24 protein-coding genes are annotated in these 24376 nt (G+C 39.6%); 16 read left to right on the top strand and 8 right to left on the bottom strand.

From position 1 onward, the window contains the following. Window positions 1–81 precede the first annotated feature (81 nt). The 6 genes from NGC85_RS04145 to NGC85_RS04120 all read left to right on the top strand — a co-directional run bounded on the left by NGC85_RS04145 (window position 82) and on the right by NGC85_RS04120 (window position 5344). Window positions 82–369: a YbeD family protein gene (locus NGC85_RS04145; RefSeq protein ID WP_004664473.1), complete on the top strand. Its 288-nt coding sequence runs from the start codon at window positions 82–84 to the stop codon at window positions 367–369. Window positions 370–525: 156 nt separating this feature from the next. Further along, window positions 526–1239, top strand: coding sequence for a hypothetical protein (locus NGC85_RS04140; RefSeq protein ID WP_368407615.1), 714 nt, complete (start codon window positions 526–528; stop codon window positions 1237–1239). After that, window positions 1226–1882 (top strand): lipoyl(octanoyl) transferase LipB, encoded by a 657-nt coding sequence (lipB, locus tag NGC85_RS04135; protein ID WP_254804935.1) that lies wholly within the window; start codon window positions 1226–1228, stop codon window positions 1880–1882. Before NGC85_RS04140 ends, lipB begins: the two co-directional genes overlap by 14 nt. A gap of 81 nt (window positions 1883–1963) precedes the next feature. Further along, on the top strand, window positions 1964–2497 hold the full coding sequence (locus tag NGC85_RS04130) for a hypothetical protein (protein ID WP_005055681.1): 534 nt from the start codon (window positions 1964–1966) through the stop codon (window positions 2495–2497). A gap of 1 nt (window position 2498) precedes the next feature. Next, window positions 2499–3683: an iron-containing alcohol dehydrogenase gene (locus NGC85_RS04125; protein ID WP_005055684.1), complete on the top strand. Its 1185-nt coding sequence runs from the start codon at window positions 2499–2501 to the stop codon at window positions 3681–3683. A gap of 266 nt (window positions 3684–3949) precedes the next feature. Continuing rightward, the gene (locus NGC85_RS04120; RefSeq protein WP_005055685.1) at window positions 3950–5344 is read left to right on the top strand and encodes an APC family permease; all 1395 of its coding nucleotides are present in this window, start codon (window positions 3950–3952) and stop codon (window positions 5342–5344) included. 51 nt (window positions 5345–5395) lie between these two features. Here NGC85_RS04120 and NGC85_RS04115 read toward each other — a convergent pair whose 3' ends face one another. Next, on the bottom strand, window positions 5396–5950 hold the full coding sequence (locus NGC85_RS04115) for a flavodoxin family protein (RefSeq protein WP_254804934.1): 555 nt from the start codon (window positions 5948–5950) through the stop codon (window positions 5396–5398). Window positions 5951–6066: 116 nt separating this feature from the next. On the opposite strand from NGC85_RS04115, the gene NGC85_RS04110 reads away from it, so the two are divergent. Then, window positions 6067–6456: a helix-turn-helix domain-containing protein gene (locus NGC85_RS04110; protein WP_254804933.1), complete on the top strand. Its 390-nt coding sequence runs from the start codon at window positions 6067–6069 to the stop codon at window positions 6454–6456. A 36-nt stretch (window positions 6457–6492) separates the two neighbouring features. On the opposite strand, the gene NGC85_RS04105 is transcribed toward NGC85_RS04110, so the two are convergent. The 5 genes from NGC85_RS04105 to lolA form a co-directional block, all read right to left on the bottom strand. Then, on the bottom strand, window positions 6493–6966 hold the full coding sequence (locus tag NGC85_RS04105; RefSeq protein WP_254804932.1) for a tRNA (cytidine(34)-2'-O)-methyltransferase: 474 nt from the start codon (window positions 6964–6966) through the stop codon (window positions 6493–6495). 65 nt (window positions 6967–7031) lie between these two features. Next, on the bottom strand, window positions 7032–8405 hold the full coding sequence (cysG, locus tag NGC85_RS04100) for a siroheme synthase CysG (RefSeq protein WP_254804931.1): 1374 nt from the start codon (window positions 8403–8405) through the stop codon (window positions 7032–7034). A 67-nt stretch (window positions 8406–8472) separates the two neighbouring features. After that, window positions 8473–9744, bottom strand: a complete 1272-nt coding sequence (gene serS, locus NGC85_RS04095) for a serine--tRNA ligase (protein ID WP_005055695.1) — start codon at window positions 9742–9744, stop codon at window positions 8473–8475. A gap of 116 nt (window positions 9745–9860) precedes the next feature. After that, window positions 9861–10625, bottom strand: a complete 765-nt coding sequence (locus NGC85_RS04090; protein ID WP_254804930.1) for an RsiV family protein — start codon at window positions 10623–10625, stop codon at window positions 9861–9863. 122 nt (window positions 10626–10747) lie between these two features. Next, window positions 10748–11446, bottom strand: coding sequence for an outer membrane lipoprotein chaperone LolA (gene lolA, locus NGC85_RS04085; RefSeq protein WP_254804929.1), 699 nt, complete (start codon window positions 11444–11446; stop codon window positions 10748–10750). A 297-nt stretch (window positions 11447–11743) separates the two neighbouring features. Here lolA and NGC85_RS04080 point away from each other — a divergent pair, with 297 nt between their 5' ends. Continuing rightward, window positions 11744–12613 carry a pirin family protein gene (locus NGC85_RS04080; RefSeq protein ID WP_254804928.1) on the top strand — a complete coding sequence of 290 codons (870 nt, stop codon included), beginning with the start codon at window positions 11744–11746 and terminating at the stop codon, window positions 12611–12613. 67 nt (window positions 12614–12680) lie between these two features. On the opposite strand, the gene rpmA is transcribed toward NGC85_RS04080, so the two are convergent. Continuing rightward, complete coding sequence (gene rpmA, locus NGC85_RS04075) at window positions 12681–12935, bottom strand: 50S ribosomal protein L27 (protein WP_004640422.1); 255 nt, start codon at window positions 12933–12935, stop codon at window positions 12681–12683. Between the two features lie 17 nt (window positions 12936–12952). Then, window positions 12953–13264: a 50S ribosomal protein L21 gene (gene rplU, locus NGC85_RS04070; protein ID WP_005055701.1), complete on the bottom strand. Its 312-nt coding sequence runs from the start codon at window positions 13262–13264 to the stop codon at window positions 12953–12955. Between the two features lie 447 nt (window positions 13265–13711). Here rplU and sdsA point away from each other — a divergent pair, with 447 nt between their 5' ends. The 8 genes from sdsA (at window position 13712) to NGC85_RS04030 (ending at window position 24358) form a co-directional block, all read left to right on the top strand. Beyond that, window positions 13712–14689 carry an All-trans-nonaprenyl-diphosphate synthase gene (gene sdsA / locus NGC85_RS04065; protein ID WP_254804927.1) on the top strand — a complete coding sequence of 326 codons (978 nt, stop codon included), beginning with the start codon at window positions 13712–13714 and terminating at the stop codon, window positions 14687–14689. A 14-nt stretch (window positions 14690–14703) separates the two neighbouring features. Continuing rightward, complete coding sequence (locus tag NGC85_RS04060; protein WP_254804926.1) at window positions 14704–16755, top strand: site-specific recombinase; 2052 nt, start codon at window positions 14704–14706, stop codon at window positions 16753–16755. A gap of 153 nt (window positions 16756–16908) precedes the next feature. Continuing rightward, window positions 16909–17559, top strand: coding sequence for a phosphatase PAP2 family protein (locus NGC85_RS04055; protein ID WP_254804925.1), 651 nt, complete (start codon window positions 16909–16911; stop codon window positions 17557–17559). Then, window positions 17546–18799: an efflux RND transporter periplasmic adaptor subunit gene (locus tag NGC85_RS04050; RefSeq protein WP_254804924.1), complete on the top strand. Its 1254-nt coding sequence runs from the start codon at window positions 17546–17548 to the stop codon at window positions 18797–18799. Before NGC85_RS04055 ends, NGC85_RS04050 begins: the two co-directional genes overlap by 14 nt. A 12-nt stretch (window positions 18800–18811) precedes the next feature. Then, window positions 18812–21985 (top strand): multidrug efflux RND transporter permease subunit AdeJ, encoded by a 3174-nt coding sequence (gene adeJ, locus NGC85_RS04045; protein ID WP_254804923.1) that lies wholly within the window; start codon window positions 18812–18814, stop codon window positions 21983–21985. A 5-nt stretch (window positions 21986–21990) separates the two neighbouring features. Continuing rightward, window positions 21991–23448, top strand: coding sequence for a multidrug efflux RND transporter AdeIJK outer membrane channel subunit AdeK (adeK, locus tag NGC85_RS04040; protein WP_169110702.1), 1458 nt, complete (start codon window positions 21991–21993; stop codon window positions 23446–23448). Between the two features lie 110 nt (window positions 23449–23558). Continuing rightward, complete coding sequence (locus tag NGC85_RS04035; protein WP_254805547.1) at window positions 23559–23909, top strand: YbjQ family protein; 351 nt, start codon at window positions 23559–23561, stop codon at window positions 23907–23909. 8 nt (window positions 23910–23917) lie between these two features. Next, window positions 23918–24358 carry a YbjQ family protein gene (locus NGC85_RS04030; protein ID WP_254804922.1) on the top strand — a complete coding sequence of 147 codons (441 nt, stop codon included), beginning with the start codon at window positions 23918–23920 and terminating at the stop codon, window positions 24356–24358. Window positions 24359–24376: the final 18 nt, after the last annotated feature.

Raw genomic sequence — 24376 nt, 5'->3', positions numbered from 1 at the left:
ACTAAACATTTCATCCCCATCTAGTTATTAGATCAAAAAGCGCCTGCACTGATGCAGGCGTTTCAAATTAAGAGGTTGCTCATGTTAGACCGCACTCCTTCTCGTGAATTGCAAGAACATCTTTGGGTTTTCCCGATGGACTATCCAATCAAATTGATTGGTAATGCAGGGGATGAACTTCGAGTAGCTGTTGTTGATATTTTGCAGAAGCACTTCCCAGAATTTGATGGAGGTACTGTTAAAGTTCAGCCATCACGTACAGGTAAATACCATTCTTTAACTGCGCAATTACGCTTTGAAGAGTTGGAGCAAGTTCATGCTTTATATGCAGATCTTGCAGCTTGTCCTTTAATTAAGACAGCGCTTTAAAAAAAGGAATCCAAAATGCGAAAGTATTTTGGATTTTTTTAGATTATAAAAATATACAACCATACAAGCCACTGATAAAATTAAATATATTTATGTTTATCATTTAAGCATTTTGTGAAATAACGGATGAAAATAAGATTTTTAGTTTCCACAACCATGATTTTAGCATCAAGTTTTTGCTATGCAAAAACAGCAAATTTCATATGGCAAGATGAGCTATGCGAGTTTAAAGGTGTTTACGATGCCAGCAAATACTCTGAAAAACAATTAAGCGATACCGTTAAAATGATGCAGCAGCGTCATACAACTCTTTTGAATAGTAAATCCTATGCTTTTAAACCGAATCAAATTGCAGAAATCAATGTGGATCTGATTCGTAAAGAATATGAGTTAACAAAGAAAGAATTAAAAAGCTTAAAACCTATTCCACTGAAAGAATTTGAGCAATTAAAAGATCGTTTACTAGGTTATCTTGATCAGGAATATAAACATCACTATTTAACGGCTGTTGCCTTTTCACAACCTCAGAAACTGTTAATACCAACGTATGGAATACAATGTTTATCTATTGCAAAATCATTAAATACTCAAGATAAATCTCAATTATTAAATAATGCAAAATTATCAATGCAACGAGAAAATAAAGAACAGTTAAAATTAGGCAATGATCCTCAATTTTTAGCAAAACGTACGCAAGTCTTTTACTCTAAACTACAAAGTAATGAGGCTGTTCAATATGCTCAAATTCAACTGATTCGTGAATGGTCAAACTGTGTGAATCCTTATCAATCGAGTAACGATCAGCTAGAGCAGATTTTCCGTACAAAAGTATTTATTCAGTCAAAGGAAGTTTATTGTGACGAACCTTGATAAACCCAGCTTAATTGTTCGCTGTTTTCATGATCTAGAGGATTACACGACTCGCTTTGAAGCAATGAAAGAGTTTACAGCGAATCGTGATGAAACTACGCCTGATGAAATTTGGTTATTGCAACATCAAGATGTTCTCACTCAAGGTCAAGCTGGTAAAGCTGAACATATCCTCACTCAAAGCCACTTGCCTATTGTACATACAGATCGTGGTGGACAAGTAACTTGGCACGGCAAAGGACAACTAGTTGCTTATTTCTTATTGGATTTAAACCGTTTGAAATGGCATGTACGCACTTTGGTGAGCTTTGCTGAACAAGCAATGATTGATTTGCTTAAAATGTACAACATCGAAGCTTATGCAAAACCAGATGCGCCTGGCGTGTATGTGGATGGTCGAAAAATTGGATCTCTAGGTTTTAAAATTCGTCGCGGACGTAGCTACCATGGCTTAGCTCTGAATATCGATTGTGATTTAACAGGTTTTCAAACGATTAATCCGTGTGGATACACTGGTTTAGAAATGGTACGCTTACAAGACCTATTAAGTGACTACCCAAGTTTTGAGCAGCTCTGTAAGGATATTATTCAATATTTAAAAAATACAGATTACTTTCATGACCTCGTAGTCAAATCTGAATAAACTACTTTTCAATTACAAAGAAATAAATTAGAGTAAATACTCTAAATTTGCTTTTGCATAATTTTAACAAGGGATACGCAAGTGATTTCGACCAAAGCAGTGAAGCCCACTTTGCAATTTGCCTACGTAAAACTCATGATGGATGTTGTTGGTCGTGGTTTAGTAATGGCAAGCCAAGTGGATAATGAAGTACAAGAGGAAGTGTCTAAATTTCCTGTTGGTTTTGTGCTTTCAATGAATGTTTTCCCAAATGGACCTGCATTTGTTGCAAAAGTAACAGAAGAAAAGCAATTAGAACTTTTACCAAATTATAAAGGTAAGCCTGATCTAACCATCACATTTAAGCATTTAACCCATGCATTTTTAGTTTTCTCTTTTCAAGAGAGTACAGCACAAGCTTTCGCAAATGATCGCATGATTGCAGATGGAGATGTATCGAGCGCTATTCGTCTCGTACGCTGTTTAAATAAGATGGAAGCATTAATCTTACCTAAACTGATCGCCTCACTTGCGGTAAAACGTTATCCAGCAGAATTAACATTGAAACAAAAATTCTCTGGTGCAAAAAATATCTATCTTAAAGTCGCACAATCTTACTTTAAACGGAGTGCATAACATGGCTAAGCCTTATTACGAATTTTTCTGTCCTGTAAAAGTAATTGCTGGTAATGCTGCGTTAGAGCACATCCCTTTTGAACTTGCTACTTTAGGCGCAAAACGCCCAATGATCATTACAGATAAAGGCGTGCGTGCAAACGGATTATTAAGCCCAATTGAAGCTGCCTTTAGCACAACAGATGCTGTCATCGGTGCAATTTTTGACGATGTTCCGCCAGACTCAAGCTTAGAAGTGGTCCGCTTAGCTGCCGAAACTTATCGTAAGCAAAATTGCGATGCAATCATTGCAATTGGTGGTGGTTCAGTCATTGATACCTCAAAAGCAACCAATATTTTGGTTTCAGAGGGTGGCGATGATTTACTTCAGTACTCTGGTGCACATAATCTTCCGAAGCCACTAAAACCATTTTTTGTGATTCCGACCACATCAGGCACAGGTTCAGAAGTGACCATGGTTGCTGTTGTATCTGACGTTCAACGCAATGTGAAGTTAGCGTTCGCATCTTATTATCTTATGCCTCATGCAGCGATTCTTGATCCACGCATGACCATGACATTGCCGCCTCATCTTACTGCAATGACGGGTATGGATGCACTGACGCACTGTGTTGAAGCATATACATGCTTAGCTGCAAATCCACTGAGTGATGCTTATGCAAGTGCGGGCATCAAGAAAATTAGCGAAAATTTATTTAAAGTTTTAGATAACCCAAGTGATGCCCAAGGTCGTTTAGAGCTTGCTCAAGCATCAACTATGGCGGGTATCGCATTTTCTAACTCAATGGTTGGTTTAGTTCATTCACTCGGTCATGCTTTAGGTGCTGTTGCGCATCTCCCCCACGGACTTTGCATGAACTTATTTCTACCTTATGTGCTTGAATACAACAAAGAGATCAATGGCGATAAAATTGGTGAGTTATTACTACCACTTGCTGGTGCGGATATTTACGCACAAACACCTGCCAATCTGCGCGCTGATAAAGCAATTGCAACGATTTTAACCATGCGTGATCGTTTATTCAGCTTAACCAAGTTACCACGTACTTTACGTGAAACTGGCAAAGTGACTGAAGCGCAATTAGATGAAGTTGCAGAAAAGGCATTAAATGATGGTTCAATCATTTATAATCCGAAAGAAGCAAACTTGCAGGATATTCGTGCAATTTTACAAAAAGCTTGGTAATTCATTTATTTAATTAATTTTTTACAAGCAAAAATCCCCAATACCTATTCGATATTGGGGATTTTATATTTTAGGTGAATCTTTATTCATCGGTTTGTCTCGCAAATTGGCAAAAAAATTGCTAAAAAAAACATAAAAGTGCTGACAATTTATAGGGATTTGAGATAAATTGGCGCACTTCTTATTCCTGTAGGGGGGATCATTTCGTCTCAAATGATCCTTAAACCATAGCTGATCCTTGATCAACGATTACGAGGATAACGCCGTTGACAAATATCTCTGGGACTCCATCGGTAGCTAAGCTGCAAAAAACGCTAGGTCTCTGGCACATTATTATTATTGGCTTAGCCTATATTCAACCCATGACGTTGTTTGATACTTTTGGGTTAGTATCTGAAGAAAGTCATCATCATGTTCCGACTTCTTATATTGTTGCCTTAGTTGCAATTTTATTCACATCGATCAGTTATGGTCACATGATTCGCCGTTACCCATCATCAGGGTCGGCTTACACCTATGCGCAAAAATCTATCCATCCAAACGTTGGTTTTATGGTGGGATGGTCTTCATGGCTAGATTATTTGCTTTCGCCAATGGTCAATATTATTTTGGCCGTCATTTATCTTGAAGCATTATTTCCAGATGTGAATCATTGGGTTTGGGTGATTGTCCTAACTGCCTTTATGACTGGGATTAATCTACGTGGCGCACGTTTTGTTGCGAACTTCAACAGTCTGATTGTTTTAGTCCAACTTATTGTAATTGCTGTATTTACATATTTGGTTTATAGCAAATTACAAATGGGTTATAACGCCGAAGGTGTAATTACTGCAGAAACGCGTTATCAGCTTTGGAGCTTAGAACCCTTCTGGAATGAACTCACCTCAGTTGGTGCATTAGTTACAGGCGCAACCTTACTGTGCTTCTCATTTACAGGCTTTGATTCACTCAGCTCTCTTGCTGAAGAAACCAAAGACACTGAAAAGACTTTGCCGAAAGCAATATTCTTAACAGCATTATTTGCTGGTGTGATTTTCATTATCAGCACTTACTTCATGCAAATCTATTTTCCTAATGATCCAAAAAGCTATTTCCAAGATGTCGCAGCGACTCAACCAGATATTCTATTATTGGTTGGTGGTTCATTGTTCCAATCTTACGTACTTGCTTTTGCGATTGTGACAGTCATGGCATCTGGGATTTCTGCGCATGCAGGTGTGTCTCGTTTGATGTATGTTATGGGCCGTGATGGGGTGATTAATAAGAAAATCTTTGGTCATATTAGTCCTAAAACCTTTACACCTTCATACAACATCCTGATTGTAGGATTGGTTGCGTTGAGTGCAGGCTTTATGAGTCTGGATGTTGTGATTTCTATGATCAGCTTTGGTGCTCTGATTGCCTTCACCTTTGTGAACCTGTCAGTGATTTCACGTTATGCTCTACGTGACGGTCGCACCAAGACGTTCAAAGATATTCTAAGCTTTGTGATTATTCCTCTCTTAGGATTTATCAGCGTGTTTGCGATGTGGCTTGAAATTGAAGACACTGCATTAAAATACGGTTTATGGTGGGCAATGTTTGGTATTTTATACCTTGGTTATAAAACCAAAGGCTTTAAATACAATGCCCCTCAACATAATGAGTTTGATGACCGATAACATTTCACAATTCAAAAAAGGCGCTCAATGCGCCTTTTTTATTTTTTAAAATTATCCATGCAATTTATCAACAATAGATTGCACACGTTTCGCATAAAGCTTGGCTGTTTCCAAGTCCCCTGTAGGAATCTCATCCGTACTCGCATCTGATGGCGATTGAACCAACAAACCAACAGAACCCCCTAAGTTATTTACATCTTCACGTTTCGCATCTTTGGTATTGGCTGGCAACAAACCTAAGCTAACCCAAATTCCACCATGCTGAGATGCCAAGGTTTGTAATTGGATCAAAGTGATTTGCTTATCACCATTCAAGCTAGCACTGTTGGTAAAACCAGCAAAAACTTTATCTTGCCAACCACGAGTAAACCAAATCTTTGAGGAAGCATCAGCAAATTTCTTAAACTGCCAAGGTGTCGCTGCCATATAGGTTGGTGCTCCAAACACAATTCCTTGTGCAGTATTGAGTGTCTGCCAATCTTGTTCAGTAATATCACCATTCTGATCAATTTCAATCAAAGCTGCGTCAATTGCACCCGCAAAAGTTTCAGCAACAACTTTGGTATGGCCATAGCCAGAGAAGTATACAACCGCAATTTTTGTCATCGGATAATCCAAAATTTTTAAAAAGTTCGATTTAATGATATATTTTAGAAACTAGGTGTCAATTAGTTACCTAATGGTAACTGGGTAGTATCAGCCAAGAAAATGAGAGTATTTAAATGAATCAGGCATTAAAATATAATATTTATCAACAACATTGCCCTGCTCGTTTATTTTTTGAAAAAATTGCAGATAAATGGGTTTTACTGATTATTAATGTATTAGCCAGAGAAACTCAGCACTTCAATTTACTAAAAAAGAGCATTCAAGGTATTTCACCTAAAGTCCTTTCCCAAAAGCTAAAAATGCTGGAACGCGATGGTTTTATCGAAAGACAGGTCCAGAATACGTCTCCAATACGTGTTGATTATTCATTAACATCACTAGGACAAGAAGTAGCCAAAATGGCGTTTCAATTAAAAGATTGGGCTGAAAGTAATATTGAAAAAGTAATATCAGCTCAGCATAAGTTTGACTCAGCCTCAAAACAAGAAAACGACTTAAAGTAGATCACTTTAAGCCGTTTTAGTTGTTCAATATTAAATTTAAACTAAAGCCTTGAAACCCTGCTGTCTCCATGCTTCATATACGATTACGGCTGTCGCATTGGAAAGATTCAAACTTCTTGAATTTTCAGCCATAGGTAGACGAATCCACTGATCTTGTGGGAACATTAAACGTACCTGTTCAGGTAAACCACGCGTTTCAGGCCCCATTAACAAGGCAACTGGACGATTAAGATCGACGGTATGCGGTGTTGCTGTACCTTTGGTCGTGAGTGGAAATACATGCTCAACACCTTTAGACTTTAGATCAGCAAGACACAATTCAATATTGTCCCATATCAACATTCTTGCCCATTCGTGATAGTCCAAACCAGCGCGTTTTAACTTTTTATCATCGAGTTCAAAACCTAAAGGTTTGACTAGGTGTAATTGTGCACCTGTATTAGCACATAAACGAATGATATTACCTGTATTCGCTGGAATCTCAGGTTCGTATAGGACAACATGAATCACAAATTTTCTCTACTTTTAATAATCCCTCCTAACCTCCCTTTTTTAAAGGAAGTCTAGGGAGAATGTTATTGCCATTTTAACTGCTCACGTAGACTCACCACTTCACCAATAATAGTTAAAGTCGGTGCTACGATATGATGTTCAGACACTTTGGTGGCTATATCAGCTAAGGTTCCAACAACAACTTTTTGTTCAGGTGTTGTACCTTTAGAGATCAATGCAACAGGCATGGTTGGACGTTGGCCGTGTGCAATTAATTGTTCACAAATACGCTCCAAGCCGACCAATCCCATATAAAGGACTAAAGTTTGGTTTTCATACACCAGTTCATTCCAAGGTAACTCAGGTGAGCCTTCTTTTAGATGCCCTGTTAAGAAACGTACACTTTGCGCATAATCACGATGGGTTAATGGAATCCCTGCATAAGCCGAACAACCTGAAGCAGCAGTAATACCAGGAACAACTTGAAAAGTCACATTGGCTTCCACCAACTCTTGAATTTCCTCTCCACCACGTCCAAAGATAAATGGATCGCCGCCTTTTAAACGACAAACACGTTTACCTTGCTGTGCATATTCAACCAATAAAGCATTGATACCATCTTGTGGAACCGAGTGATTGGAACGTGCTTTACCGACGTAGATCTTTTCAGCATCACGACGACACAAATCTAAGATAGGCGCAGACACTAAGCGATCGTAAATCACTACATCCGCTTGCTGCATTAAGCGTAATGCTTTTAAGGTCAAAAGCTCAGGATCACCTGGACCCGCACCGACCAAATACACTTCACCTTTCGGTGCTGTCCATTCAGTTAATGCCTGCTCAATCAGATCATTCGCCACATCAATATTGTCATTGAAAACCTGTTCTTTCAACGGACTGGCGTACAAATTTTCCCAGAAGATACGACGCTCATCAGGATTGACAATTTTGGCTTTCACTTGCTTACGCCATTGCCCCGAAAATTCAGCCAATTTACCCATGCCGTGCGGCACAATGGTTTCGATCTGAGTGCGTAGCTGTCTAGATAAAACAGGCGATGCGCCATTGGAAGCCACTGAAATCACCAAAGGTGAACGATCAATAATCGCTGGCACCATGAATCGACAATGTGGAATATCATCAACACTGTTGACTAACAGATTGCGTGCTTCACATTGCTCAAAAACGGCTTTATTGACATCAGGCTGATCTGTTGCTGCAATCACCAAACGATAAGGCGTAGCCAAAATACTTTCAGAAAAAGGCGCTTGAATGTACTGACCCAACGATGTTTCAACTAATCGTTGTAACTCAGGCTCAATCTCTGGTGCAATCACATCAACAATTGCACCAGCTTTAACAAGCAGGTTTGCTTTGCGGTAGGCAATATGCCCACCACCAACAATCAGACAACGTTGCTGCTGCAACTTTAAAGAGATTGGGAAAATTTCCACATCACGCCTCTATATTTTCAATCTGATTGAACTAAAGCAAAAACTATGCACAAAATCGATGCAATGTTTAATCGATGTAGCTAATACCGCCCATATATGGACGTAAAACTTCTGGAATTTCGATTGAACCATCTGCACGTTGATAGTTTTCCATCACTGCAAGCAAGGTACGACCCACCGCAAGACCTGAACCATTCAATGTATGCACCAATTCGATCTTCTTCTGGTCTACACGGTAACGCGCTTTCATACGGCGTGCTTGGAAATCACCCATATTTGAGCAGCTTGAAATTTCACGATAAGTGTCTTGGCTCGGCACCCATACTTCTAAGTCATAAGTTTTAACTGCACCGAAGCCCATATCACCACCACAGAGCAAAATCTTACGATATGGCAAACCAAGTGCTTGCAAAATGCCCTCTGCATGTGCAGTTAATTCTTCAAGTGCCTGCATAGAGTGCTCTGGTTTTACGATTTGCACCATTTCGACCTTATCGAATTGATGTTGACGAATCAAACCTCGAGTATCACGCCCATAAGAACCTGCCTCACTACGGAAACATGGTGTATGTGCAGAATATTTCAACGGCAAACGATCAGCATCAATAATTTCGTCACGCACAAAGTTCGTAATCGGCACTTCGGCTGTTGGAATCAAGTAATACTCTTTTTCACCTTGTAGCTTGAATAAGTCTTCTTCAAACTTAGGTAGTTGACCAGTACCACGTAAAGTATCTGCATTGACTAAGTAAGGAACATAAGCCTCGGTATAACCATTTTTAAGCGTATGTGTATCAAGCATAAATTGGGTTAAAGCACGTTGCAAACGTGCCAAAGGCCCTTTCAACACACTGAAACGCGAACCTGTTAATTTTGTTGCCGTTTCAAACTCAAGACCGCCCATCCATTCGCCAAGATCAGTATGATCTTTAATTTCGAAATCAAATTGGCGCGGTGTGCCCCACTTTAAAATTTCTAGATTATCACTTTCATCTTTACCTTCTGGAACAGACTCATCAGGTAAGTTTGGAATAGCTAAAGACTTTTGTTCAAGCTCCGTTTGCAACTCAGCCAAAGCCACTTCTGCTGCCTTGATCTCATCACCAATGGCAGACATACGTGCCATAATTTCGGAAGCATCTCCACCCGACTTTTTGATTTGACCCACTTGTTTTGCACCAGCATTACGCTCTGCTTGTAAATTTTCAGCTTTGGATTGTAAATCTTTACGGCGAACTTCTAAATCAGCCCACTCTTGCACATTTAGCTGAATACCACGTTTTGCTAAAGCAGCATTTACCGCTTCAATATTATTTCTGAGTAATTTTGGGTCGATCATAATCAATCATGAATAGAGAAAAAACTGGCTATAGTGTAAGGCTTTAACCTAAAAAAATACAGTGATTGGCAATAAAGTCTTAGCACCCACAGCTAAGATGTAGGCGCTGAGATAAACTAATTAGGATCTTTAGGTAAGCTCGGTAAATATTCTGCTTTCACAAACTGCTTGGCGGCATAGTACGGTAATGTCAATTCGCTCATCCCTTCCGCATAAGATGCTAACTCATATAGTGGGTAAACAAATACAATCCCATTGACACCATAATAATAATTGTCACTGACCTGTAGATCTTCTTTTTTAATACTGTGCTCTTCTAACCAGTTCTGATTAGAGGCATAAAGTTCATCACGTAGTTTGGTATTCATATCAGGTTTAAGCAATTCACTAACAGTGATGTGTTTTTTATTACTTAAGTCAAAATTCACAAATTCTTGATGTGACATGCCATGTGCAGCACCCGCAGAATAGGAATAACTCTGAATCGCAAAAGTCGCTAAGTTATAGTTTTGCCCAACAAAACGAACATAAGTACTACTTTCACTTAATGATGGTTCATCTGCTGGTAATTTTACTTTTTGATCTGCAATATTGGAAAATGCATTCGGCTCTGCCTTTTTCATACGATTCACAAAATATTCATCAATCCATTTCTGATTGGTTTCAACCGTTTGTAAATCATAATTAGTACAGCCATCCTCCAAACAGACTTTTTGTTTTGGAATTTTAACTGTCACCACTTTTGCATGAATCAATGGAATATCCACTTTTTCAGTTGTCGCAGCGGTATCTTGTTTTGGTTGGCAACCCGCTAATACAACAACCGTCATAATTGGGATGAGTGGAATAATTTTTGATAGTTGTGAAGTATTCATCGTCATGCAAGTCTCTGATGTTTTTCTTCACTATACAAAGCCTTGTCCTGAGATGAAATTAAGAAATGTATCCAACTTTCACAGAAAAGCCGCAACATGTGCGGCTTTTTTTTAAAATAGGTAAAGAATTACTGATCAATAATATCGGTGCCTTTCGGCGGAGTAAAATTAAATACCGATGCTGGAATTGACTGATTCACTTTAATATTACTAAAACGTACATAAGTCGTCTGACCTAATGAGTCCGCTAAGACCATCAAGTTAGGTGCCTTATTTGCACCAAAACTAATCGTTAAACTTTGAAATGCTCCATCCTCTTGTTTTGGATACAGAGTATAATAAAGCTTGCTACGGTCAGGCTGGGTCACCCGATAAGACTGCATAATCTGATTAGTATTGCCTGATAATAATAATGCAGGTGTATTAGCAATTTGATCATCTAAGCTTTGACGTACTGCTTGTTGTAAATCAGGATCATAAATCCATACCACTTTACCTGTAGTCACAATCGTTTGTTTCGCAGGACTCGTGGTTTCCCAATAAAACTTTCCAGGTCGTTCAACTTTCATTATGCCTTTAAAAGTCTGATTCATATGTTGAGCAGTTAAGCCTTTTTTCTGAACTGCTTTATTACTCGCAGCTACTTTTGTGCTTTGTTCAAAATCTGCTGTGAATCTTTGTAAGCCTGATAATTGTTGAACCAAACTATTCGTCGCCTGCTGAGTCGATGCAGCCACGGGCGCAGCAAATACCTGACTACTCACAACAGGAGCAAGTGTAGCCACACTTAAAGTTGTTGCATAAGCGATTTTTTTTACGAAATTCATAAAATGAACCTTCTATCAGATTTCTACTGTTATGACGACATCTTACTGTTTTTGATCATTTAAAAAATGAAGAAAATCATCGGTTTTGTGTAATTCGTGTCGCAAAGTTCTGCATTATGTATGAAGTTACAGCCTTTATGTAGAGATTGTAATAATAAAAGCGCTTAGCGATAAAGATCAAAGAAGCATACAATTTTAATGATTATATCTGAAATGAGAAACTGTTTATCAACAACATGCTAGACGAAAAATTAGATTTTGTTAGTCTAGTACAAGCTCTATTTAGAAGTATAACGAATGAAAAGCCTTGCCTTTATTCACCGCAATGATACTCGATTTGCAATTGGTGACTTCTATCCTGCACTTTCTGTATTTTCTTATCAGGAACTTGGTAATACCACGTCTCCTTTTCTACTCTTGGATCATCTCGGACCAGGTCGTTTAGCACCGAAAAGCAATAAGAAAGGGGTAGATCAACATCCACATCGTGGTTTTGAAACAGTCACTTTCGTTTTTTCAGGTGAATTAGAACATCAAGATTCTATTGGCAACGGCGGTGTCATTCAAGAAGGTGATGTGCAATGGATGACCGCTGCTTCTGGCATTCAGCATACAGAACATTTTAGCCCTGCTTTTCGCGAGCGTGGTGGTTACTTTGAAATGGTGCAATTGTGGGTCAATCTGCCCGCAAAAGATAAAATGTCTGCACCACACTATCAAAGTTTATCGAATAGCAATATTCCAAAAGTCTTACTCGAAAATAATGCAGGTTATGTTCGTATTGTGGCAGGTGAGTTTCAGACAATTGAAGGTATTGCTCAGACTTTTAGCCCGATGAATGTACTTGACGTTCATTTGTCTAAAGGAAATCAACTCATTCTGCCAGCAGAACACGGAGATAGTACTCTGATTTATTTGCGCCGTGGCAAGCTTCAATTTTCTGCTGATGAAGATATCTTGGAAGAACAGGCTATGGCGGTTATGTCTAGTTTTGACAACAATGTTGCAATTACCGCATTAGAAAATTGCGATTTGTTATTTTTATCTGCAAAACCGCTGCATGAGCCGATTAATGGACATGGATTTTTTGTTATGAACAGCTATGAAGAAATTTTACAGGCATACGAAGACTTAAAAGCGGGAAGTTTTGGAAAACACTCAGATTAAAGCACACCTTAAAACTTAGATACATAAAAAAACCCGCTCAATGCGGGTTTTCTCGAACTATTAAAACTTAAGCTTCAACAGTTACATAGCGACGGCCAAATTGACCTTTCACTTCAAATTTTACTACGCCGTCAGCAGTAGCAAATAAAGTATGGTCACGGCCCATACCAACATTTGCACCAGCGTGGAATTCTGTACCACGTTGACGAACGATGATGTTACCAGCAGTTACAGTTTGACCACCGTAAACTTTAACACCTAACATCTTAGGATTCGAATCACGACCGTTCTTCGTCGATCCACCGGCTTTTTTAGTTGCCATGTCTATTTACTCCTGAGTTAGCCTGCGATACCAGTAATTTTCAACTCGGTAAACCATTGACGGTGACCTTGTTGCTTACGGTAGTGTTTACGACGACGCATTTTGATGATGCGAATTTTGTCGTGACGACCATGGCCAACTACTTCTGCAGTTACTTTTGCGCCAGCTACTACTGGAGCACCGATTTGAATGCTTTCGCCGTTAACAACCATTAATACGTCATCAAACGTAATAGTCGCGCCAGTTTCAGCTTTCAATAATTCTACTTTAAGGGTTTCACCCTCAACAACACGGTGCTGTTTACCACCGCTTTGGATTACTGCGTACATAATGTACTCCAACATGCCCGTGTCGTCGTGTCGATAAAGGGATATACCGAACTTAAGACGATCGCCACTGGGGTTATACAAGGGGACAAATTTTAAGTGAAAATTGATCAAACAACAAGTGATTTTGCATAAATGAACATATCTAAGCGCAGCATTTATATTTTTTAGTAAAATCAATTAGATTTAATCTAGCTGGTTTTGATTGATTCTTTCAGTGATTTACAATACATTTTTAAAAACAAATTGCGACAAGACCAAACTGTGTTTTTATAAAGTCATTAGTAAAGTAATGAAGTTTAGTAGAAAATTGCTTTTTTCTGTCTAAATTAAGATCAAAAAACTCATCATTATGTTCTAAATGACCTAATACGCAGCTGTATAACTGTTTAGCAACATATTAATTGATACACTTAGCGCATTGCCCACCTGTAAGAGGTTTTTCTTCATATGGTTATCGATTTTAAGCAAGACATTCTCTCCCCTGTTGCGACAGATTTTGCTGCGATGGATCATCTGATCAATGAAGGAATTAGCTCTAAAGTCGGCTTGGTTATGTCAGTGAGTAAACATGTTGTTGAAGCTGGCGGAAAGCGTATGCGTCCAATCATGTGTTTGCTTGCGGCTCGAGCGTGTGGCGTGGAAAATATGCTACAAGCCCAACATTTGGCTGCGATCATAGAAATGCTGCATACTGCAACTTTAGTACATGATGATGTTGTCGATGAATCAAACTTGAGACGTGGTCGCCCTACAGCGAATGCAACATGGAATAATCAAACTGCGGTACTGGTTGGTGACTTTCTGATTGCGCGTTCATTTGATTTATTGGTCGACTTAAATAGTATTAGTCTGTTAAAAGTGTTTTCCACTGGAACATGTGAAATTGCTGAGGGTGAAGTTTTACAACTTCAAGCACAGCATCAACCTGATACCACCGAAGAAACCTATCTTCGGATTATTCATGGTAAAACGTCTCGCCTGTTTGAACTTGCAACTGAAGGCGCAGCGATTTTAGCGGGTACAGAAGAATACCGAGAGCCTCTGCGTCGTTATGCAGGACATTTTGGAAATGCCTTTCAAATTATTGACGATATTTTAGATTACACTTCTGATGCTGAAACATTAGGTAAAAATATTGGTGATGATTTAATGGAAGGTAAACCTACTTTGCCGTTAATTTCAGCGTTGGCTCATTCTACTGGTGAGGATCATGCGATTATTCGTCGTAGTATTGCCACTGGTGGTGTTGAACATTTGGATAGAGTCATTGAAATTGTGCACAATTCGGGTGGTTTAGACTATTGTCAAAAACGTGCTCAACAGGAAACGGATGCCGCTTTAGAAGCTTTAAAAGCTTTGCCAGATAATGAATATCGTCAAGCACTAATGAATCTGACTTTAATGGCGTTACATCGACTACAATAACTTTCTGAGTGCCCATGCATTTAAATTTATCTGATTTATTTTTAAAAATGCAGGAACAGCTTGATCAGACTCAAACTGTTCTTGATGAAAATCTAATTATTGAGTTGGTCAATCGTTTACGACCTAAAAATCCGAATGATGCTGAGGAAGTCAAACAGCGTATTCATACATTTATTCGTACGCTATTACTTACCCCCACCTCCGCCATTTTATTGCAAAACTTTTTACTCAAACTCATTAGTCAATATAAACAACTCAGTTTATATGCAGACAGTGGAATCTTATCTTTAGATGGCTTTTGGAACCAGTTAAGTCAACGTTTAGGTGCTCATTTCCTTCCTTTGGTTGAAGATGGACAACAGCTTCGTACTTTAGTCGGAAAAATTTTTCATCAAGAAAATGATCATGAATGGCTTGATCTCATTGAAAAACAAGATTGGATTTCATTATTTAGTTTAATTAGTGAAAGTCAAAGTAATACCATCGAAAAGCAAATTTCTAAAAATGAGCTCATCAAAGCGATCACGGTTTTATCTTATCGCATCAGTGGAATTGGCTTATATCCAGAATTTATTAATGCACAACCAGAGATCACCGAATACGAATCTCCGTTCTTGGTACAAAACCGAGAAATTGTCGAATTTATTGAAAAATATAAAAAACAAATAGATGACCAAGATGCCGTGGTTGTCATGCCGCCACCTGATGCTTCACAAGCTTTTGTAATGCTTGATCAATGCCGAGAAGTGGTATTGAAAATTCGTAGAGCAACGCGAAGAATTGGGGTGAGCATTAGCTTAACTTATCTATTGTCACTGCTTGAACAAGCGATTGATCGTATTGAACTTCTGTTGAGTTTACTCGCAAGTAAAGATGAAGTGAGATATGTTGCATTGGGTGAACTACTGATTGATGTGACCAAAGCACATTATGACGAAAAGAGTGTTCGTCATTTACTGAGTTCAACCAGTGAGTTAATTGCGCTGCAAGTGACTGAAAATGCCAGTAAAACGGGTGAACATTATGTAAGTACCGATAAAGCTGGCTTTTTTGGTATGTACAAAGCTGCGGCTGGTGCGGGCGCTATTATTGCCACCATGGCAACGCTGAAAATATTAACGGCTCGATTAGTTTTAGCACCTTTCGGACATGCATTTCTATATAGCATGAACTATGCATTGGGTTTTATGCTCATTCATGTCCTCCACTTTACTGTCGCAACAAAACAGCCAGCAATGACAGCGGCAGCACTTGCATCTACGGTACAACAACAAAAAGGCAGTAAAACAGCTCAAATTGCTGAACTGGCTGCATTGATTATTAATATCATTCGTACTCAATTTATTGCAATCTTAGGAAATATTTCAATTGCGATACCAACAGCCGCGCTCATCACCTTTTTGTGGCAATACAATCTAGGTGAACCTTTACTGAATCATAGTAAATCGGCTGCAGTCCTCCATAGTTTAAACCCATTTACCTCATTAGCTGTGCCGCACGCTGCTATTGCGGGAGTATGCTTATTTTTATCAGGCTTACTTGCAGGATATTTTGATAACTTAGCCATTTATCGCAAAGTTGGACCACGACTGAAACAACATCGTCGCTTGAAAAGTCTAATGGGTCAGCAACGCTTAGATAAGTTTGCGACTTATATTGAAACGAATTTAGGCGCTTTGGCGGGTAATTTTCTATTTGGTATTATGTTAGGCAGCATGGGAACCATCGGATTTATTTTAGGTTTACCTTTAGATATTCGCCATATTGCATTCGCTTCTGCAAACTTCATTCAGGGTTTGATGACGATTGGCAGCCCTGATCTTGCATTAATCATTGTGTCATTTTTAGGGGTTATGCTGATTGGCCTAACCAACTTATTCGTCAGTTTCACGTTGACAATTATTGTCGCGCTTCGTGCTCGTCGGGTTCGCTTTGCTCAATGGAAACCTTTGGCTAAATTGGTGATGACCCACTTCCTTACTCGTCCAAGTGACTTCTTTTGGCCACCTAAACAACCTATTGAAGTTGAAGAGCAAAGTACAACAGGTTCAAAAGTGAGACACTAATCAAATTTTGTTATGTTTTTTTACTACATCTTATAAAAAGATGAAAATGAAATTATCATAAAATTTCAAGACTTGACCAAAAGTGTACTCGCAAGTACACTTTATACCATTCGACAACCCTAAACAATGGTTAAGCATTTAATTGAGGTTCGCATGCCGTACCTACTGCCTTGTATTGGTTGCTTTTTTTTTGGAATAGGTGTGTTCGGGTTATTTTCCCCGAATACATTAGCTTTTGATCGTTTTAGTGTTCAAGCTTTTTTTGAACACCGTTCATTCATGCCTAACCATGTGACAGTTCTACTTGCTCGACTAGGTGGAATGCCATTTTTATTATTTTTAACTACATTTTTGTGTATTTATCAAACGTGGATTAAAAACTATAAGAATGTGATTTTTATTGCTTTGAGTATAAGTGGAAGTATTGCGATTGGTTGGCTTCTGAAATGGGGCGTTGATCGACCAAGACCTTTGGAATTTTATCACTTGGTTCATAGTTATGGTGCATCCTTCCCAAGTGCCCATAGCCTTTATGCTGCAACCCTTGCGAGTTTAGCGATATTGTTGTCTCAACAACATAAATATCGCATCAGCATCATTTTAGTATCTACTTTATGGTTTTTATTCATGGGGATATCTAGAGTTTACGCAGGGGTACACTTTCCAACTGATGTTTTCGCAGGTTGGGGAATTGGGTTGATTTTGACTTCCTTGCTTTGGTTTTGGCTGTATCAAAGCAATTTCAGCAATAATTTGTTTTTAGATAAAAAATCTAAACTGAGGTGGAATAATGATGTCGGCTAAGCTTTGGGCACCTGCCCTGACTGCTTGCGCATTAGCAACAAGCATTGCGCTTGTTGGTTGTAGCAAAGACCCTAAAAATGCTGAGCAAGCTGCTGCTGCTCAAAAAATGCCACCTCCTGAAGTCGGTGTCATCGTCGCTCAACCGCAAAGTGTTGAACAGAATGTCGAACTTTCCGGTCGAACCTCTGCTTATCAAATTTCAGAAGTTCGTCCTCAAACGGGCGGTGTTATTTTAAAGCGTTTATTTGCTGAAGGCAGTTATGTTGAAGCAGGTCAAGCACTTTATCAAATTGATGCGAATACCAATCGTGCAACAGCAGATAATGCGCGTGCAGCACTATTACGTCAGCAAGCAAACTTAAACGCACTTCGTGTTAAAGAAGGTCGTTATCGTCAACTTGTGAGTACCAATGCTGTTTCTAAACAAGAGTATGATGATATCAATGCTCAAGTTCAATTGGCTGAAGCTGATGTCGCAGCATCTCAAGCGGCTTTAAAGAATGCTGAGATTAATTTAGGTTATTCAACTGTACGTGCTCCTATTTCTGGTCAGTCTAGTCGCTCATCAGTGACTTCTGGCGCATTAGTGACTGCGAATCAAGCTGATCCTTTAGTGACTATTCAACAACTTGATCCGATTTATGTAGATATTAATCAATCAAGTGCTGAGATGTTACGTCTGCGTCAACAGTTGAGCAAAGGTAACTTAAACAATAGTAATAACACGCGTGTCAAAATTACACTCGAAGATGGTTCAGACTATCCAATCGAAGGTCAATTGGCGTTCGCGGGTGCAAGTGTTAACCCTGAAACAGGTACTGTGACTTTACGTGCAGTTTTCCCAAATCCAAATCACTTATTACTGCCAGGTATGTATGCGACAGCAAAAATATCTCAAGCAGTTTTACCAAACGCTTACCTGATTCCTCAAGCTGCGATCACTCGCTTACCAACAGGACAAGCAATTGCTCTGATTGTAAATGCTAAAGGTACGGTTGAAACTCGTCCTATCACGACCGCTGGTGTTCAAGGTCAAGATTGGATCGTGACCGAAGGTTTAAAAGCAGGTGATAAAGTGGTTGTAGATGGTGTTGCTAAGGTAAAAGAGGGACAAGAAGTCTCTACCAAACCTTATCAACCTCAAGCTAAACAACAGGGTCAAAATGCTGCGCCTAAAGCAAATGAACAAAAGCAGGCTGACTCATCAAAAGCTGAACAAAAAGCTACTTCACAAGTGTAAGGGGTAGATTGCATGGCTCAATTTTTTATCCATCGCCCAATTTTTGCATGGGTGATTGCACTGGTCATTATGTTGGCGGGTATTCTTACGCTAACAAAAATGCCTGTTGCACAATACCCGACAATTGCTCCCCCCACGGTGACAATTTCTGCAACTTATCCTGGTGCTTCGGCACAGACTGTTGAAAATACGGTAACCCAAATCATTGAACAACAAATGAATGGTTTAGATGGTTTGCGTTACATTTCGTCAAACAGTGCTGGTAATGGTCAGGCATCTATTAATTTGAACTTTGAACAAGGTATTGATCCTGATATCGCTCAAGTTCAAGTTCAAAATAAACTACAATCTGCGACAGCACTTTTGCCAGAAGACGTACAACGTCAAGGGGTAAGAGTAACCAAATCAGGCGCGAGCTTTATGCAAGTTGTTGCATTTTATTCGCCTGATGGATCGCTTTCTGCATCAGATATTAAAGACTATGTAAACTCAAACATTTCTGAACCGCTTAGTCGTGTTGCAGGTGTGGGTGAAGTACAAGTTTTTGGTGGCTCATATGCAATGCGTATTTGGCTCGATCCAGCTAAACTCAGCAGTTTCAATTTAACACCTTCAGATGTTGCAGCAGCGATTCGTGCTCAAAATGCTCAAGTTGCTGTAGGACAGCTCGGTGGTGCTCCAGCAACGACAGGACAAGTGCTGAATGCAACGGTGAATGCGCAAAGCATGTTGCAAACCCCAGAGCAATTTAAAAATATTTTTTTAAAGAACTCAGCAGATGGTGCACAAGTTCGTTTAAGTGATGTTGCTCGTGTTGAATTAGGCTCTGACAACTATCAATTTGATTCTAAGTTTAACGGTAATCCTGCGGGTGGTGTGGCAATCAAGCTGGCGACTGGTGCAAATGCGCTAGATACAGCTGCCGCAGTTGAAAAGCGCTTGTCTGAATTACGTGTGAACTATCCAAACGGTTTGAAAGATAAGCTTGCTTACGATACGACGCCATTTGTGAAGCTTTCGATTGAAAGTGTAGTACATACGCTGATTGAAGCAGTTGTGCTCGTGTTCATCGTAATGTTCTTATTCTTGCAGAATTGGCGTGCGACGATTATCCCTACACTTGCTGTTCCTGTAGTGGTATTGGGTACATTTGCCGTGATTAACATCTTCGGCTTCTCAATCAATACGCTCACTATGTTTGCGATGGTTCTTGCGATTGGTCTTCTCGTCGATGATGCGATCGTTGTGGTTGAAAACGTCGAACGTGTCATGCAAGAAGAGCATCTTGAACCTGTACCTGCTACTGAAAAGTCGATGGGTCAGATTTCAGGTGCGTTAATTGGTATTACCAGTGTATTAACTGCGGTATTCGTACCGATGGCATTCTTTGGTGGTACAACGGGTGTAATTTACCGTCAGTTCTCGATCACCTTAGTAACCGCAATGATTTTGTCTTTAATCGTTGCATTGACGTTTACCCCTGCCCTTTGTGCAACCTTGCTGAAACAGCACGATCCAAACAAAGAACAAAGCAACGGCATCTTTGCACGTTTCTTCCGTGGTTTTAATAATGGCTTTGAAAAGCTTTCAGAGAAATATCAAGGTGGTGTCAATCGTATGACCCATCATAAATTCTTCTCTGGGGTGATTTATGTCGTCGTTATTGCTGCGTTGGTTGGTTTATACAAAATGTTGCCTTCTTCTTTCTTACCAGAAGAAGATCAAGGCGTGGTCATGACACTGGTTCAATTACCACCTAGCGCAAGTCTTGAACGGACTGATAAAGTCATCACCACCATGACGGACTACTTCTTAAATAAAGAAAAAGAACACGTAGAGTCGATCTTTACCGTATCTGGTTTCTCATTTACAGGGGTTGGTCAAAATGCGGGTCTTGCCTTTATTAAACTGAAAGACTGGAGCGAACGTACAACACCTGAATCACAAATTGGTGCCATTATTCAACGTGGTATGGCATTAAACATGATTGTAAAAGATGCATCTTACATCATGCCTCTACAATTGCCTGCTATGCCTGAATTAGGTGTTTCCTCTGGTTTTGACATTCAATTAAAAGATGTGAGTGGTCAAGGTCATGACAAGCTAATTGCTGCACGTAACGCAATTTTGGGTATGGCATCACAAGACAAACGTCTTGCAGGTGTACGTCCAAATGGTCAAGAAGACACACCACAATACAAAATCACAGTTGATCAAGCGCAAGCTGGTGCAATGGGTGTGAGTATTGCTGATATTAATAGCACCATGAGCATGGCTTGGGGTGGTTCTTATATCAATGACTTCGTTGACCGTGGTCGTGTGAAGAAAGTTTATGTTCAAGGTGAAGCAGATACCCGCATGATGCCTGAAGACTTAAACAAATGGTATGTACGTAACAGCAAAGGTGAAATGGTTCCATTCTCAGCATTTGCTAAAGGTGAATGGACCTATGGTTCACCACGTCTTGAGCGTTACAACGGCGTATCATCTGTAAATATTCAAGGTACTCCTGCTCCTGGTGTGAGTTCTGGTGATGCCATGTTAGCAATGGAAGAAATCATTGGTAAGTTACCATCTATGGGCTTACAAGGTTTCGACTATGAATGGACAGGTTTATCTCTTGAAGAACGTGATTCTGGCAACCAAACAGTTCCATTATTAATTCTTTCATTATTAATCGTATTCCTATGTCTTTCTGCGCTTTATGAAAGCTGGGCAATTCCAATTTCGGTATTGTTGGTTGTACCTCTAGGTATCGTTGGTGCATTCACAATGACATGGTTAGGCATGGTGATTAAAGGTGATCCAAACTTATCCTTTAACATTTATTTCCAAGTCGCAATCGTAGCTGTAATTGGTCTTTCTGCAAAAAATGCGATTTTAATTGTAGAGTTTGCTAAAGAATTGCAAGAAAAAGGCGAAGAACTATTTGAAGCAACGTTACATGCTGCAAAAATGCGTCTACGTCCGATTATCATGACCACACTTGCCTTCGGTTTTGGTGTATTACCACTCGCATTAGCAAGTGGTGCAGGTGCTGGTAGTCAACATTCTGTTGGTTATGGTGTACTCGGTGGCGTAATTTCTTCAACGCTTTTAGGTATCTTCTTTATCCCAGTATTCTTCGTGTGGATTCGTAGTATCTTTAAGTACAAACCTAAAACTTTAAATACTCAGGAGCATTGATCGTGATGCAAACTGTATGGTCTATTTCTAGTCGTGGCTTTGCAATCTCTGCACTTGCGCTTTCTTTGGCAGCTTGCCAAAGCATGCGCGGGCCAGAGCCTGTTGTGAGCACTGGCACTCCTGAAAGCTATGCCTCTTATAGCAATGCTTCTGGTACATCTATCGCAGAACAAGGTTACAAAGACTTCTTCGCTGACCAACGTCTGTTACAAGTGATTGATTTGGCTCTTGCCAATAACCGTGATTTGCGTACTGCAGCTTTGAACATTCAAAAAGCGCAACAACAGTACCGAATTTCAGAAAACAATCAATTACCTACAATTGGTGCAAGCGGTAGCGCAATACGTCAAGTTAGCTCTTCTCTTGACACGAACCCATCATCAACCTACAGAGTGGGATTGGGTCTAACCTCTTATGAATTAGACTTTTGGGGACGTGTGCGTAGTTTAAAAGATGCTGCATTAGATAATTACTTGGGTACACAAAGCTCACGTGATGCAACGCAAATTAGTTTAATCAGTGAAGTAACTCAAGCTTGGCTGACCTATTCATTTGCAAATGCACAACTCAAGCTTGCTGATCAAACGCTCAAAGCGCAACAAGATTCCTATAATCTGAATAAAAAGCGTTTTGATGTCGGCATTGACAGCGAGATTCCATTGCGTCAAGCACAAATTTCTGTTGAAACAGCTCGTAATGATGTAGCGAACTACAAAACACAAATTGCCCAAGCGCAAAACTTGTTGAATTTATTAGTGGGACAACAAGTTCCACAAAATCTATTACCACAACAACAAGTGCCTCGAATTACCCAAAAAACTGTCTTCTCAGCGGGTTTACCGAGTGATTTGTTAAATAATCGTCCAGATGTAAAAGTTGCGGAATATCAACTTAGTGCTGCTGGTGCAAATATTGGTGCGGCTAAAGCACAATTATTTCCAACCATTAGCCTTACAGGCACAGCGGGATATGCATCTACTGATTTAAGTGATTTATTTAAATCAGGTAATGGAATTTGGTCTATCGGCCCAAGTATCGATATGCCAATTTTTGACTGGGGCACTCGTAAAGCCAATGTCAAAATCTCAGAAACCGATCAGAAAATTGCATTGTCTAACTATGAAAAGTCTATACAGTCTGCTTTCCGTGAAGTGAATGATGCATTAGCAACGCGTGCAAATATTGGTGACCGTTTAACAGCTCAAACGCGTTTAGTTGAAGCGACCAATACTACTTATAAACTTTCAAATGCTCGCTTCCGTGCTGGTATTGATAGCTATTTAACCGTATTAGATGCACAACGTTCTGCATACTCTGCTGAGCAAGGTTTATTGTTATTACAACAAGCTAACTTAAACAATCAAGTTGAACTTTATAAGACGCTCGGTGGTGGCTTAAAAGCAAACAGTAGCGAAACGGTAATACAACAACCGTCAAGTGCTGAAGTCCGTGCTGCTCAATAATTGAAATAATTGATAGATAAAAAAAGCTCACTTCGGTGGGCTTTTTTATTGCAAGTATTGCGAATATTTCTTATCTTCAAGAAGATAATTTCAATGATTTAGAAAAAACTATGTTACTAAGCAGTTTAGAATCTGTACCCGGTCACACAATCTCACGTCAACTTGATGTGGTTTATGGTAGCACTGTCCGTAGTAAACACGTTGGGCGTGATCTTATGGCGGGTTTAAAAAATATCGTTGGTGGCGAATTGACGGGTTATACAGAACTCCTAGAAGAATCTCGCCAAGAAGCAACCCAACGCATGATCGACAAGGCACGTGGTTTAGGTGCGAATGCAATTGTAGGTATTCGTTTTTCGACATCGAATATTGCTCAAGGTGCATCTGAGCTTTTTGTATACGGCACAGCGGTAGTTGTTCAACCTGTTACACCTAAACTACCTGATCCATTTAGCTCGTAGGAAATACAATGGATGGATTAATTTTTCAAATTGTCATTTTTCTTATTCTATTTTCAGTCGGTTGGGGTTTTGGTCGTCATATCGAACAAAAACACTTACGTGAACTTGATGAAAAAGAAAAACAATATGCTCATATTCGTATCGATACCAATCGCTTTATCGAAACCAGTTCAAATGGACAAATGATCAGTAGTAATGTGGTGATCTCACATGATTATTTTAAATATGTATTGGCAACCATTCGAAATTTCTTTGGTGGTCGTCTAGTGAGTTACGAAAGCATTGTGGAAAGAGCACGTCGTGAAGCTATGCTTCGCCTCAAGCAAGAAGCAGATAGAATAGGCGCGAACCATATTATGGGCGTTCGACTCAGCACCACAGAACTGGGCATGCAAGGTGGGATGGTTGAAGTATTTGCTTATGGTACGGCGATCTTTCATCAATCTTAAAGATTTATGTCCTGTTGC

Origin of the sequence: Acinetobacter sp. Z1, from assembly GCF_024296945.1 — a bacterium.
Taxonomy (GTDB): Bacteria; Pseudomonadota; Gammaproteobacteria; order Pseudomonadales; family Moraxellaceae; genus Acinetobacter; species Acinetobacter beijerinckii.
Note: the sequence above shows the minus strand (reverse complement) of the source record. Positions and strands in the feature narration are given on the sequence as shown.